Source organism: Saonia sp., assembly GCF_056326165.1.
Map to the genome: position 1 here is coordinate 1 of NZ_JBWFBN010000021.1, position 14,253 is coordinate 14,253.

Here is a 14,253-nt window from a genome sequence, read left to right on the forward strand (position 1 = left end):
AAGTTATTTCTGTTATTTCAGAATTAGCTTGATTCCCTTCTGTCAACACTTCTGCGAGGTTTTGGTCGTCTGTGTTTCCTGTTAAATCAGAGGTTAGAGCAACCGTTCCGCCTATTGAAGGAAAATCATAAGTTTGAACACCTGTTAAATCTGGCCACCTAAGCCTAATATGGTCAGTCCCTTTTGATGCTGTACTAGGACTTATGGATAATGTACCGTCTTCTTGAAAATAAATAGAAGAGAATCCGACAGACCCTCCAATTTGGGTTCCTGTTCCATCAAGATTCTTTATGCTTAAATAAGTATTATCATCACTTACCCCTAAACTATTGTTTAGTACTATATTTCCAACAAAGGTTTTGTTTCCATCAACAGATTGATTTCCTGTTAAAGTCACATCATCCGTACTGTCCGTATCTAAATTAGCAGGTATGCTGGTGATGTTCCCCCACTCTGGTTGTAGCTCGGAGTTGTTTACCGTTATAGTTCCAGAGATGTTGGTAAGGCCCGTGGAGAAGGTGTAGGATGAACCGCCGCCACCTGATCCCATATTGTTCCACTGTCCAGCAAAATAAACCCATTTTGTATTGGTATCCGTGTTCCATATTTCTTTGTTCACGGTTACATCTGTAACATCTAAGGTGTTCATTTCTGCAGTTGTGTAACCTTCCCAATTAACTAACTTATGGTACGTTTGAGAATAAACAGTAAAAGACATAAACAGTAAAATCGCAAAAACTATATTTTTCATTGTTGTTGTTTTAAATCGTATTTATGGATTTGTTGACCTTTGGGGGTTCTTAAAATTGCATCGTTATTTTGTGTGACCTCAACCCTTGGGGTAGTGTTCTTTAAATTGTTATATTGATCAGAACCTTTCTTGGAAATGGCATCCAATTGAGCTTGTATATTTTTTTTCAACATACTTTGGTTCCAAAGCAATAATGCAAACAAAGCCAACATTATGAACGCTAAAACAATTAATAATACTTTATTTTCCATTATGACAATGTTGGGAGTTTGTATCTATGAATGGTTTCTACATGAGCATTAACAGTAGGGTTGTCCTGTAAAATGAAACCAATAATATAATCTCCAGGATAAAATTGGCCCTCTCCATAAATTATATTAGCCTGTTCTAAAATAGAAACATTGCCACCACCTCTTTTGTCCACCAAATAAGTACTATAACCGGCTACACGAATAAGGCCGTTACTATCTCCGGAATCTATTGTTCCCGATTTGGTCCAATCAGAACCAATTCCAGGTTCCGAGTTTATTCCTGTGGTATTGGTCCAATAAAAACCATTATAAACAGTGGAAACTCCTACTCTAGGTCTTAAATTAGCAACCCAAGAGGTGGTTTTATTTTCTACCTTAGTTCTTATTCTACTCATCCCCAGCTACTTTTAATACTTTATTGTTGTTATCCTCCTCCTCATTCTTTTTTTCCTCCTCTTTGTAAGGAGCTTTAATTGTCTTTTCTTTAATAATTTTTGCAAAGTTTTCGTTCCAATCCCCAATATTCAATGCCTCCGTAGCCTGTTCGCTGCTCAACAAGTCTTTTTCCATCATTTCCACCACTGCTTTAACTTCTTTTAATGGGTCTATATGTGGCATATTGGCCCCTATAAAGCGGACTTTGCCGTAACTTTCTTGTACCATGAAGTTGGTGGAATTGGCCAGATACCCAGGAGCGTTTATATTTCCTTTTAAAATTTCTGTATGCAACCACAATTGATAAAAAGGGGCATATAGTTTATCACTAAAAGTTTTTCTAAAAACCTTTATAACATAATCCCATCCATTTATTGCGGCCCTAGATGCACTATAGTTACTATTGTAGGACTGTAATGCAACCTCTGGTGGAATATCCACGGCCGCACATAGGGAATTAAATATGGCTTTCCAAAAAGGCTCATACTGTATTTCACTCTGGGAATAAAGAGCGGATAATTTAGACCCAATAGGCATGTTAAAAGTCTGTTTGCTAGTTGTGGATGCAATTTGGGTGGCTGTTTTTTCTCCAAGCGCATATCCATCTGTTTCAGGTGCCGCATTTTTACTTCTACCCGCGGCACCACGGACAGCTCCTAATAAGGGATTTTCCCCGTTGCTTTCTTTGTTGTGCTCAATAGCATATACAATTTTTGCACGTTCCTCTGCAGTGCCTACCGTGGCCTCTGTATACCTATCTAATTTTGCCACTTTTTCTAAAACAGGAGTAAGGACAGGGATGTGCCTATCATTATCCAAACGGTGCTTTTTAAGACCAAACAACCAGGCCATTTTTCTTTTTGATTGTTTTCCATAAGCCTCCACACGTTCAAATTTTCCCAATAAATGGTCTGGGCAGTCTGTTTTTACAAAAAATGCCACATGGGTACCTTTGGGGGATATTTCTATTCCATTGCGGATTACATTGCCCCTTTCCTCTGCTTTTTTCTTCCATTGATTATTGTCCTCTAAAAACGGGGTTTGCACATGTTCCCCATCTACAATCTGAATTTTAGGGTAGCCATCCTCTACTCTAAAAATAATCAACACATCCCCAAAAAAAGCGGTCTCAAATGCTCTTACGGCCAAGGTGTGCAAATTTTCCATGCCTTGGTAGTCTGCCATAGTACTATTGGCATAGACTTCAAAACGAGCCTCTACATTTTCCCTAAAATCTTCTGGTAAAGCAGGTATTTTTTCAGTTTTTAAGCATTTTTCACTAGGTTCAGATTGTGCCTTTAGACCACTGCCCACAACCCATTTAAAAAACTTATTGGTGATAATGCTAATGGTGTCGTTTGTTAGTTTAGCTTCATACGCACGGAGCCTAAGTAAACGATAACTTGGTTTTAGGTTGTATACATTGCCTAATTCCCCTGGGGTCTTTTCTCCATTAAAAGTGCCGGAACGGATGGGTACCCAATTGCCGTTGTACGCATCATGGTCATTTTGGGCATGGGATTCCACCGTAGGAGATGAACCCTCTTGGGTGTTGGATATTTTTTTGATTGATATGTTACGTCCAAATATTTTCATTAGCTTAATCCTCTAACATCCCTTAGTACTGTTTGACGGCTATTGAATTTGTTTATGTAATAATGCTTTAACCTCAACAAAGCGGATATCCCTTTTTCAATATCCTCCACACTGCGGTATTTGGTACGGACTTTCATTTGTCCATCATCCATAGAGTACTCATCTACAGTAGATGCCGTACCCTCAGCAGCTTCCGTAATGCGCAACATCATGGTGTCTATAAGGGCCTCTATAGCTTCTATTTTAGACTGGGCAGTTGTTTTGGATCCTATATAGGCAGAGATAGTTGTTTCGGTCATAACGGTAAGGGAATGATCAAAACTATGTGAAATAAACTCCAAATATTTTGAGAAAAACTTAGGAAGTCTTTACGTTTGTTAATTTACTGGCATCAATATTTGTAGAAACGTTAGAGGGCACATAGGTACCGCCTAGAGTAGAAATGGCAGTTGCAATTTTTCCCAATTCAATATTAATTAAATTATCTTGGGATTTTAGAGCGACATCCAAAGGGATAAATTTTATCATGTTATCAGTGTTGCCTCCAATTTCACAAGTACCATCGTTTTTAAGATGTAGGGAAAATGATAACGTACCATCTGGTTTAAGGGAGTATATGCGTTTTTCCCCTTGGGAAGCTACTTGGTTTTTATTAATATACCCTATGATAACAGCTTCCCCGGATTCAGAAGTTTTGGCAAAAATAGCTGTCATATCTTTTAATGGGCTGCTATCCTCTCCAAAAGGAGATGCCTCTATGGCTGTTTTGGGTCCAAACTGCTGTACTTTTAAAATACGCTTGGAGGTTTCCAATATCACATTTTTTATTTTAGATAACGTGATCATGCAAAAATGTTTTTAGGGGTTTCCCCGGTAAATGTTTCTGGCAATACTAAATTTAAAGTAGTGGAAATACCCTTCTCATTCTCTTTAAATGTGACCCCAGAACACATAAAGCGGGTGCGGTTATATAGAAACACCTCTTTGTTCTGTACCTCAACAATATCCCCAGGGGCAACAGTATATTTTTTTTCCAATTGTACACTTAAAGAAAGATTAGCCAACTCGCTGGCCATCTTATTGTCTGCCGCCAATTTAGTATCTGTCTCTTGTCCGGAACTCAACACGTTTACCCGTGGCCTAAAAGCTCTTATCAAAGGATTAGTGGCCTTATCTGCCAAAGATACTCCTGGACTATCATCACTAGGCTGTCTTATTATTTCAATGGAACTATGTAGGTTTTGACCATTTATAGACCACCCCATGGCCACCACGTTGGTTTTATCAAAGAAAAACTTAGGGGAGGCGGTGGTATTTGGTCTAAACAATACCACATTCCCTTTTTCATTATGGCTCAATACAATATTTCTTTGGGCGGCCAACTTGCTTAAATATGAGGCAATGGAATCCGAAGGTTCTGCCGTGGTTTTCTTATAAATAGCATTAGCCTGTATACTAACATTTGGGGCAATAATCAATGAAAGTCCAAAAAGGGAAAGGAGTTTTTCTGAAATATCTTTAAGGGACCTTTTTATGCTTTCCAACGGATAATCTGATAGAGGTATGTTACAATCCTCCAACACCCCTGCAGTTGAATACCCGGATAGGGATACTAAATTTGGTTCTTTGTCCGATTTTGGGTTTTGATTCAATACCGTACCTGTTAACAATAATTTATCGTTATTGGAGAATATCTCTACTTTAGGGTAGGATAATGGCCTAAATAGTTCTTTGTGTACGGGATTATCTGGATTAAACCTAGCCGTAAAAGAAAATGCCGAGGCCACGGAATCCAAAAGCAGGGCAATTGTAATGTCGTTAAAAAAAAGAAACTCGGATCCGTTGACTTTAATTTTCATAGATTATGCTTTTCAATTTTATAACACCATAAACCATCAAAAAAACCAAATTTATGAGTGTATTTTGCCTTGGGGTGTTCTAATGACATTCGGGCAATAAACTTTTGTTTTAATATAATATGTTGGTTTTCATTATTACTTCTACCACTATATATATACACAACACCATTGTTAAAAAATTCTTGAACGTACCTATCTATTTTTCGGGTAGTTTCTCCTGTTTTCATCTACACAAAATATTTAATTTTTCTACCCTTTCTAATTCTAAAAAGTTCATCGTTTTTTATGTTGTTGATGGTACGGAAGGTTTCCAAGTTGACATCCTCCGCATCCAATCCCATGTATTTATGGGTCAATAAAATAAGGTTTGAATCTTCCATCACCTCAACGGTCCTTTCTTGTTTTGCGCCAAAGGCCATTTGGTACAAATTTCCCAACGTGTCCGTGACCAACTCATAAATGGTTTGTTGCAATTGGGCATTTGGTGCCCACTCATTATCTTGATCATACCTATCCACTTGGGCGTTATCTATAGTAATAAGGTAGTCGTTATAGGTTTCCTCCAATAATTGGGTAGAGGCGCTCATTTGTTCACGAGTGGTGTAATCATCTTCTAAAGGGGTAACGGCCGCTTGTGATAAAGAAGCTATAGCGGTACCTGCCTGACTTTCAAAATAATATTTATCGTTCTTACCTGTAAGTACCGCTTTTAATTCTAAATATGCCAATTTGAGAGCATTTAACCTTTTGGTAACCGGTAATTCATAGGTGCTGGGCAATAACAATAGTTGTTGATTGCTTCCAATAACATCCCCAGGGGAAGCAATAATGGTGTCCGCACTCTTTACAGCTGTGGCTAGTGCGTTTTTATATTTAGTATAGGTCTCTTGGGTATGCAACCTATTAAATTTAGCTGCCACATCATTGCTGTTTTCCTTAATGGTGGCTATATCTGCACTCTTAGGTTTTGCACCTGCAGTATAATTTGCTATCCCTAATGTGTTTACAATGGAAACCTTACTTTGTATTACATCTTTTGGGGATACTTGGTTATTGGGATAATCCTCCGTTAGCGTTTCCCAAAAATCCACAACAAATTTGGTTACGTTGTAAGAATCATCCACTCTGGACATAGATGTGGGCTGTCCTGTAATAGTGCCATAAAATGGGTGTGTAAGTTCCCATGGGCGGGGGTCCTTTGCAGAATTGGAAAAGGACGTTGATTTCTCAATGTTATTCTCCCCTTGAAAATGAAACACCAAAGGGTATTTATTACTTTGGGGTGCCTTACGGTCTATCATGGATTTGGGTAGATTGATAAACTCATATTTTTTTGTGTTGAATTCCACAGATGTTTCCCCATTTATCCATAATGGAAAATAGCTTTTACCATCCCCGGTGACAATCTTAAATTTTATGTTCTGTAACCTATCTTCCCAGCTCATTATTTCTTTTTTTCCATGTCCACTCCTTCTGATAACCAAGTTCTATCTTGAATTAATCGATAAGTTTTTACTATTGCAAAATTATTTAGTTTACAATATTTAAAAGCTATACCATAATCCATTTTAGTTAATTTATCTAATATTGAATTTTCTATGGTTTGTTTGTTTATTTCTTTAATATTATTTTCTCCAACATAAGTGGCCATTTCGCTCATGGCTATATTTCTAATAGTAGTTTCCGGATGATATAAAGTGCCATATAATTTTTCTATATTGACTATTGAAAATCCAATGGCTATATTTAATGTTATGGTTTGATCATCCAAACTTGTTACGGTCTGTAGGGGCATCGATACTACCCTTAATCTACTTTCTTGAATATATATAGAATCAAAATAAGGAATTCTAAAATGTATTCCTTTAGATAATATTTTTTGATGTTTTCCAAACCTGACCCGTATTCCAGTTTCCCATGGTTGTACGATAATCCATATTTTAAAAGCATTAAAAATATATTCTAAAAACTCTTTGACTTGATTCATTTTAAAGCCCTGTTAAATTGATATTGTGCATTTTTAAAATAAAAATCATTCATACGAGATCTTGCATAAAGGGCGGATGGTGCCATAAATGGGGATTTGGCCACCTTGCTTTTGTTGGTTCGCCTGTATACATATACCGGTGTTAACTTGGTTTTTGTCTTTAATTTTTTAATTTCAAAAACTGTTCCCTTACCCCCTTTTTTTATAAGCACATACTTACTGCCCGCTTTGCGGTTACGGGAGGTCGCTATGTTGATATTTCTAAACCTATGGCGGGTGCGTAATCTTTTGGATTGGGAACCACTTACACGAGCCATACGGTGGGGTATTAACTTTCTCCCTTGAATGGTACCACCCGTTTCCTGTTGTTCCAATCCCTCGGCCACATCACTACCCTTTTGTGGATTAATGCCCGCTATGGCCACCATCCCGTTTACTTTATATCCTTTAGCTTTTACCACTGTAGAAAAAGCCCTAAAAAATCCTTTTTGACGAATAGTAAATTTTTGACCCGCTACCTTGGGTACCATTTCTTTGGTCTTAAAGGCAGCATCATTCAATGTTTGGCGCACAGCCACAGGAAAAGCGGAGCGGTTTAACCGTTCCAGTTTGGCACTTAGACCAATAACCTTATCCATATTTACATTGAAGGTGGACATACAATTTTATTTAAAAATTATATACAATTTTTTTGTTGAATTATATAATTACACGGTCCATTTCTTTGCCACTTCCCCATTACTGTAATATGTGGCACCATTAAACCTAAATAGGGTTCCTACATAGGTATTGTAGTCCCCATGGTCCGTTTCTATGCCTGTTAATAAATCATATTTTTTTAAGGACCCGTTTATGAACGTAATTAGCTCCGTTCCCTGAATAACCCCATTAGTGGTTTTGGTAAACGTATTTGCCAATGCTCTGCTCACATCAAAATTTAAGGTTGCTGCACCGGCATTATATGTAAGCCCCGCTAACTCATAATCGTTAGTAGTGGTACCTCCTTGATTAGATAAATATACCAAGGTACCGTCCGTATATGCATAGGGTTCATTATTGGCACCCGTGGGTATCGTTATTTCCTCAATGGTTACAGGGATTGCCGTGGCCAAATCCAACAAATCAAACTGATAAAATTTATAGGTTTGCACAGATGGGAGGTAACAAAAACACAATGCGTGACCCTGCATTATAAACATATTATAAATAACCAAGGTTCCATCGCTTTCTGCTACCCTAATAATAGACTGCAGATAATCAATAGAGGGGGTGTCTGTTAATAAATTACCATCCTCCTCATAGTACATTTTTGAGCTGTCGTTAAAAACAACGGGCATTCCAAAAACAGTATACACATCTTCCTCTGTAGTGGTTTTTGAAAGCCCTATGACCCTTACCCCCGTTTGGTCCAAAATGACCAAAACCACATCTCCAGACTTAAAACCTGTGGGAGATGCTAATGGATATGTATTGGTGTCCGTTCCCGTAAATGTATATGACGCAGCATCGTTATAATCTTCCGTTGCCCGTGCCACAAACACATACTTGTCTGGTAGGTTATCAACATCCATATTAACAGACCATACGGTAGTTGTTAAGGTTAATACCTGTTCTACATCGTTAATTACATTGGACAACTTTTTAAGGGCTTCTAATAGCTGGTAGCCTTTTTGGGAATCGTCCTCCAAACCATCTGGAGAAATACCCACATCCGCCAAAAGGGCATACAGATTGGTAAGAACATCCCCAAATATTTCTCTTACCACAGGGGTGCCCTGTTCACTGGATGTTTCGTTTAAAATAGTCCCTTGGGGAAATTTGGTTGCATTGGTATCCTGTGGTACCGCTAATTGTTTTATAGTTCTCATAGCTATGAAAGTTGAACCACCTCAACGTGGAGTTTTATATTTTGTGTTGTAGAAACGTTTTCCTCTGCGTACACCTCAAATTGTGTTGTGGAAATAGGCTTAAAGTTCCAAGATTGAACCTCGGTATCACTATCCGGGGCACCTTGTGTCTGGGGGTGCATTCTAACCAAATAATTGGTGTTATCCATGGGATTTGCCATTGTCAACCGCCATCCTCCGGCACCTCCATTTTTATATACCAATTCTGCCTGGGTAATATTTCCACCAACAGCAAATAAAGTGCCAATAGCACCTCCTCCCCCTACGTCTATACCAGACATAAAACCTATATTACGAGTTGGGCTTGCCCCTAAATTTTCAACAATATTAAAATGTTCCAAGGGATACAGACCATTTCTTATGGACGTGGCCAAAGATGCTGCGGACATCGTACCATTTACCCATTCCGCAAAGGCTAACATGTTTCCTACGGGGGTGGTGGCAACCGTATTTAACACCCCTGCCAATTCCTGTGGGGTAGAGGCTGCCTTTAAATATGATAATGCCGTGACCAAAGTATCCAAATTAGAGGTGGTAGGTAGCCTCACCAATATTATGGCAGATGCCGTATTTATCAATTGTACATATTCCCCCGTAACAAAATCCCCTACTTTGGTAATGGTCTTGTCCGTATTGTCCGAACCCCTTAAAAGAGTTTCGGAAGCTACATCTACCGTGGCCTTACACAAAAGGGTTTCGTTTGTCTTTAAGGTACCCACTTTTATTCCTATGGTCAATTTTCCACCAGAAGTGCCAATGTCATGCACATAACTGTTTTTGTTAGGAAATGCTTCCAATGCACTTACCAATTGATAGCCATTGCTTTCATTGTCCGGTAATCCTGAATATGAAATACCCGCCAACCTCATCAGCTTGGCAAAGAACTCATGTAAATCTCCATATACAAATTCATCTACAGGCGTACCATCGCCCGCACCTGAATTGTTTTTTATTCTACCATTTGGCCAATTTGGCAAATCGCTCTTGTCTATTTTGGTCAATATATTTTTATCTCTTGCCATTTTTCTTAAATAAAGTTTACAAATAAAAATGCTACTGTGTGGGCAGGTTTTAATTTTAAGACCAATTCCCTAAATTCTTTTTCCCTTTCTTTTGGCACATCTGCCGTGGTACTTACCGTTGTTCCCGAAATAAAAAAAGTGGCCCATAAGTTAGCATCTCCCCCAACACTATATGTTTCTCCTGGAGTGTCACTATTGGCAATAACGGCAAAACCCTCACTCCCGTGTTGGGTACCTCCCCCGTGTTGGGTACCTCCCCCGTGTTGTACGCTCGTGGTGCCTAATGCAACCACCTCATCTGGAGTTTTGTATACATAATTGGAACCTTCCAAAAATTTATTTTCATATACATGGACATTGAACCCCGCCAACTGTAATTGCCCCGCTATAAACAAAGGGTGCTGCCTTGCCTTTATATTAGAGGGGTAGGCCATTTTTCTTAATATAGCTGCTTTTCGATTTTCTAAAGAGGTACTAGGGTCTACAAACAGCCCCAATTTATTTTCTAACAACAAAGCATCGGCTTCTGTAAAATTTTCGTTATCCGGAATGGATGTATCTATAATGGACTTTGCATCTGTTACCGATCTTATCAAAGAAACATTTAATCCCTTGTGTAATTTTTCATAGGTGCCACGCTCTGGCAAGTACCAAGCTCTACCTGTTGGGTAGAGTTGTTTGGTGAGGCCAATAAAAACAGTGCCTTCACTATCTTTGCCAATAGTGGGGTATTTGTGGGGCGTTCCATAACCAAATGGGGTGGCCGTTCCAAATTGTGTGCTTTTATCCGTAACCTCGTATGCCATTAGTTAAACGTTAAATTTCTTAGATAGGGAATGTTTTCCCCAGTAAAGGTGGAGGATGATACTACAACTCCATTAACTTCCATTATAAAGTCCGTAAAAAAGTTACTGCTCTCCAATATATCCGTGACCACACTTTGTAATCTTGCGGCATAGAGAATATCGTTTTTATTTCTGCTCAAATCCGCACCAGATATATAAGGGCGGACCTCTAGCAAAAAGGCTTTTAAATTGGTTTCAATAGCCGTTCTAATAGTGGGGGTGTCCGTATCTAAGCCTGTGACCGTAACATCTACAGGTATTAAATCTATAGGCAATACCTCCAATATGGCTTGTATGGGACGGCGGCCCCGTTCATTGGTGGGTTTTGTTTCGTCCGGATCAAACTCCAATACGCTTTCCACCTCATCTAAAATAGTTGTGGAAGGTGTACCCTCCCCATCTGTACTATCTGCAGTTGTGGCCTCTACATATATTTGTATAACACCAGCTTCTCCCGTTTTTACGTAGGGATATACCTTGCGCACCCCTTGGGCATCAGCGGCCCACAATCTATAGTCTGTTTTAGAACCTCCTTGGGGTTCTAATTGTATGGCATCCAATATAGCCTGTCTATAGGCTTCTGTAGATTCTGCCTCTTTAGGTTCTTCTACAATGGTGGCAACCGTTACCGTTTGTTCCACTCCCAAAACAGGCTCCGTAATGGTTAGCTGGTCGCCTACCTGTAAAGCATATGCAATGCCCCCATCAAAAGACCTTATCTCTAAAGTATCCCCCGTACCGGTTAGAATGGTTTCCCCGTCTGTTACATACAAATTGCCAGGGCTTTTACTATCCTCATTGGATTTAAACGTTAGGTTTGCACGAATAACTGATGTGGCTTCCCCTGATACATCTACAGTATAAACACCTGCAGTTGCGGGATTGGGATTTCTATTGAGATATATTTGTCCCAAACGTTCCAGTTCCCCACCATTTTCCGCAAGGTCTGCAGTATCAGGATATAGGTTTCTCTGTATGTCCAACAATCGTAAATAAACCAATTTCATTTGGGCACCCATTACGGCGGACATAGCGGACAATACTTTGCGCAAATCATCATCGGGTAAATCCAATTTTGCCCTTAAATCCTTTTCAATGGATTCTATAATACTTTTTGTAGTGGGTATCTGTATCATATTTCTTTATTGATTATTACCTCATTGGAGGCGTTATCAAAAATCAACTGCAATAATTTAATTTCTTGGTTTGCCAATTTTTTTAATTGAATCCTAATTTCTACCCTGTTATAACTTTCAATAGAAACATCCACAGTAACCTCAGCAATGTTTGACAAAAAATCCAAATCCTTTTCCACCGCCCTTTTTATCTCCAATCTACCTGCGCTATTAAGAACAATACTATCTAATGTTCTTTCTGTGGCACTGTTAAACTGTTTTTGGATGGTCTGTGACCATACAAGGGAATTTCCCCACCAATCCTTACGTTCTTCTGTGGCAAGCTCATTACCCGTGGTATTGGCTTCTACATTGCCACCGAACAATGCCAAATATGCCATTTGTATCAATTCCTCCGATAATAAAAGGTCGTTGGCCATTAGGGTTATATCTCCCCCGCTTCCAAATTCCGATAAATGAAGGTCTTTTGTCATATTATCCAGCCCCTTGGGTACGTGTTAAATTAATAGGAATGTCCATGGGACCATTATTATCCACCCGGTCCACATTGCTACCTGGGTCTTTAATGTCTATAGCCAGCGTGTTGCGCTGTATGGTTTCTTGGGTGGCCTTAGCTTGGTTGGTCTCTGGACTGTCCAAAGGCTTATCCGCATTTACATTTAATTCTGATTCTCCCGTTAAATCCCCTATTTTTTCCAATCCCATAGATGCTATTTTTCCAATCTTTCCAGGTATTTTGGATAGGAGCGTTAACACACCTTTCATTGGCATTAATAGAAATTTTAAAATGGATTGTCCTATGTTCTTAAAAAACTGCTTAAAATTGAATTCCTTGAACCATTTTACCACATTGTTCCAGGCTTCCCCAATCCAAGAGGTAAACCTTTTCCACTGCTTGCCAAACCATGCTGTTATATCGTCCCAATAATAAAATATAGCCACTACAGCGGCAATGGCGGCAATGATAGCCAATATGGGCCACAATCCTAAATTAACCGCAATTGCAAATGCCGTGGAAGCGGTCGTTGCTACCCATGTGGCAGCCGTCATAATTCCCTGAATGACCGTGTAAGCGGCTAATGCAACTTTAAACCCAATGAATGCAGCGGCTAAATACCCCACTATTTTTAATACAGAGGAGGCCGTATTGGCATATTCCCGGATTGTTAATTCCCCTGCTGTCATTTCATCCGTGGATTTTGCTGTTCCACTGGCCATGGAAAGCATTTCGGTGGCCACCATTACAATATTCTTTAGAGTTTCTGAATAGGGTCCTTTGCCATTGTCCAAGGATAATATAAACCCTTCATATGCAGATTTTAAAATGGTGGTCTTACCTGTTAGGGTCTCCAATTGCTTATCTGCCATAATCTGGGCGGATCCTCCAGCTTGTTCTAATGCTTTGTTCAAGGCCATTGTTTTATCCGTACCACTTAAAAATGTAGCAAAGGCGGCCACACTTCTTTTATCGGTTAAATCCAACGCTTTGGCAAGATCAATTCCTTTTTCTTGTAGGTGGTTTAATCCCTTTACCAAACTAGGTAAATCCTTTACCGGACGGCCCAATGATTTAGCCAACTTACCGTTACTGTCCGCAAGGTTTAATAAAATATTACGGGTGGCCGTTGCTGCGGAGCTGGCATCAAATCCACTATCTGCCAAATTACCTAATAGGGAAGTAACTTCTTCCACATTAAAACCAAACTTAGAGGCTACGGGGGCCACTATAGACATGGCGGTATTTAGAAACTCCATGTTAAGGGCGGACTTAGAGGTGCTTAATGCAAATACATCTGCCACCCTAGCGGCTTGATCTGCCTCGTAATTAAATGCTCTTAACGTAGACCCCACCTGCGTAGCCGCTTGGTCTAAATCTGTACGGGTAGCTGCAGCCAACGCCAAGGTGCTGTCCGTTACCTTTAAAATCTCTTTTTCTACAAAACCAAGTTTTGCATATTCTGTTTGCAACCCCGCTACTTGGGAGGATGTAAATTTTGTAGTAGCCCCTAATTGTTGTGAATTCTTTTGAAGGGTGGCAGTCTTTTCTATGTTGACCCCTAAAATAGAAGCTAAATTAGCATTGGCCTGTTCATAATCTGCGGTGATGCTTACCGCACCTGCCAAAGCTCCCACCAAGGCGGCCCCCCCAATATAACCAGCAAGACCGCCACCCATGCTGCGCAATTTTCTAAACGTGCGGGTGATACGGGCATCCATACGCTTTATTGCCACTATGCCAGAATTGGCAAACTTCTTTGTGCCTCTGGTCATTTTACGCAATACATCGCTGTATTTGTCCCTAGCTGTAAATTCTGCAGGTATTTTAACGGTAGCGGGCATTTACTTTTTAGTTAATTTTTTAATTTCCCTATCCTGTTCTTGTGCATCTTTAAACCAATAGACCAGCCCGAAATGGTCGATTTCATCCAAGTAGAGTTGGTCTATTTGCAAGGGTGGCCATTTA

At 39.5% G+C, this 14,253-nt stretch carries 17 protein-coding genes; all 17 read right to left on the minus strand.

Annotated features, from left to right (window positions below):
• A partial coding sequence (locus tag AC000W_RS14290; RefSeq protein ID WP_474749246.1) for a hypothetical protein occupies window positions 1–751 on the minus strand: 751 nt, incomplete at its 3' end.
• Entirely contained in the window at window positions 748–1,002 is a 255-nt protein-coding gene (locus AC000W_RS14295; protein WP_474749247.1) for a hypothetical protein, read from the minus strand. The genes AC000W_RS14290 and AC000W_RS14295, both read right to left, overlap by 4 nt.
• The gene (locus tag AC000W_RS14300) at window positions 1,002–1,397 is read right to left on the minus strand and encodes a hypothetical protein (RefSeq protein WP_474749249.1); all 396 of its coding nucleotides are present in this window, start codon (window positions 1,395–1,397) and stop codon (window positions 1,002–1,004) included. The genes AC000W_RS14295 and AC000W_RS14300 overlap by 1 nt, the downstream gene beginning before the upstream one ends.
• The gene (locus AC000W_RS14305) at window positions 1,390–3,033 is read right to left on the minus strand and encodes a phage portal protein (RefSeq protein ID WP_474749250.1); all 1,644 of its coding nucleotides are present in this window, start codon (window positions 3,031–3,033) and stop codon (window positions 1,390–1,392) included. The genes AC000W_RS14300 and AC000W_RS14305 overlap by 8 nt, the downstream gene beginning before the upstream one ends.
• Complete coding sequence (locus AC000W_RS14310; RefSeq protein WP_474749251.1) at window positions 3,033–3,374, minus strand: hypothetical protein; 342 nt, start codon at window positions 3,372–3,374, stop codon at window positions 3,033–3,035. Before AC000W_RS14310 ends, AC000W_RS14305 begins: the two co-directional genes overlap by 1 nt.
• 16 nt (window positions 3,375–3,390) lie before the next feature.
• Window positions 3,391–3,879, minus strand: a complete 489-nt coding sequence (locus AC000W_RS14315) for a hypothetical protein (protein WP_474749253.1) — start codon at window positions 3,877–3,879, stop codon at window positions 3,391–3,393.
• Entirely contained in the window at window positions 3,876–4,892 is a 1,017-nt protein-coding gene (locus AC000W_RS14320; RefSeq protein WP_474749254.1) for a hypothetical protein, read from the minus strand. The genes AC000W_RS14315 and AC000W_RS14320 overlap by 4 nt, the downstream gene beginning before the upstream one ends.
• Window positions 4,889–5,119, minus strand: a complete 231-nt coding sequence (locus AC000W_RS14325; protein WP_474749256.1) for a hypothetical protein — start codon at window positions 5,117–5,119, stop codon at window positions 4,889–4,891. The genes AC000W_RS14320 and AC000W_RS14325 overlap by 4 nt, the downstream gene beginning before the upstream one ends.
• Window positions 5,120–6,337: a hypothetical protein gene (locus AC000W_RS14330; protein ID WP_474749258.1), complete on the minus strand. Its 1,218-nt coding sequence runs from the start codon at window positions 6,335–6,337 to the stop codon at window positions 5,120–5,122.
• Entirely contained in the window at window positions 6,337–6,879 is a 543-nt protein-coding gene (locus AC000W_RS14335; RefSeq protein ID WP_474749259.1) for an SPFH domain-containing protein, read from the minus strand. The genes AC000W_RS14330 and AC000W_RS14335 overlap by 1 nt, the downstream gene beginning before the upstream one ends.
• Window positions 6,876–7,538 carry a hypothetical protein gene (locus AC000W_RS14340; protein WP_474749260.1) on the minus strand — a complete coding sequence of 221 codons (663 nt, stop codon included), beginning with the start codon at window positions 7,536–7,538 and terminating at the stop codon, window positions 6,876–6,878. The genes AC000W_RS14335 and AC000W_RS14340 overlap by 4 nt, the downstream gene beginning before the upstream one ends.
• A gap of 48 nt (window positions 7,539–7,586) precedes the next feature.
• Entirely contained in the window at window positions 7,587–8,747 is a 1,161-nt protein-coding gene (locus AC000W_RS14345) for a hypothetical protein (protein ID WP_474749262.1), read from the minus strand.
• Window positions 8,748–8,749: 2 nt separating this feature from the next.
• On the minus strand, window positions 8,750–9,808 hold the full coding sequence (locus AC000W_RS14350; RefSeq protein ID WP_474749263.1) for a hypothetical protein: 1,059 nt from the start codon (window positions 9,806–9,808) through the stop codon (window positions 8,750–8,752).
• Between the two features lie 5 nt (window positions 9,809–9,813).
• Window positions 9,814–10,614, minus strand: coding sequence for a hypothetical protein (locus tag AC000W_RS14355; RefSeq protein WP_474749264.1), 801 nt, complete (start codon window positions 10,612–10,614; stop codon window positions 9,814–9,816).
• Window positions 10,614–11,789: a hypothetical protein gene (locus tag AC000W_RS14360; RefSeq protein ID WP_474749266.1), complete on the minus strand. Its 1,176-nt coding sequence runs from the start codon at window positions 11,787–11,789 to the stop codon at window positions 10,614–10,616. The genes AC000W_RS14355 and AC000W_RS14360 overlap by 1 nt, the downstream gene beginning before the upstream one ends.
• A complete protein-coding gene (locus tag AC000W_RS14365; protein WP_474749267.1) occupies window positions 11,786–12,262 on the minus strand; it encodes a hypothetical protein in 477 nt (158 codons plus the stop codon). Before AC000W_RS14365 ends, AC000W_RS14360 begins: the two co-directional genes overlap by 4 nt.
• 1 nt (window position 12,263) lies before the next feature.
• Window positions 12,264–14,129 (minus strand): phage tail tape measure protein, encoded by a 1,866-nt coding sequence (locus tag AC000W_RS14370; RefSeq protein ID WP_474749268.1) that lies wholly within the window; start codon window positions 14,127–14,129, stop codon window positions 12,264–12,266.
• Window positions 14,130–14,253: the final 124 nt, after the last annotated feature.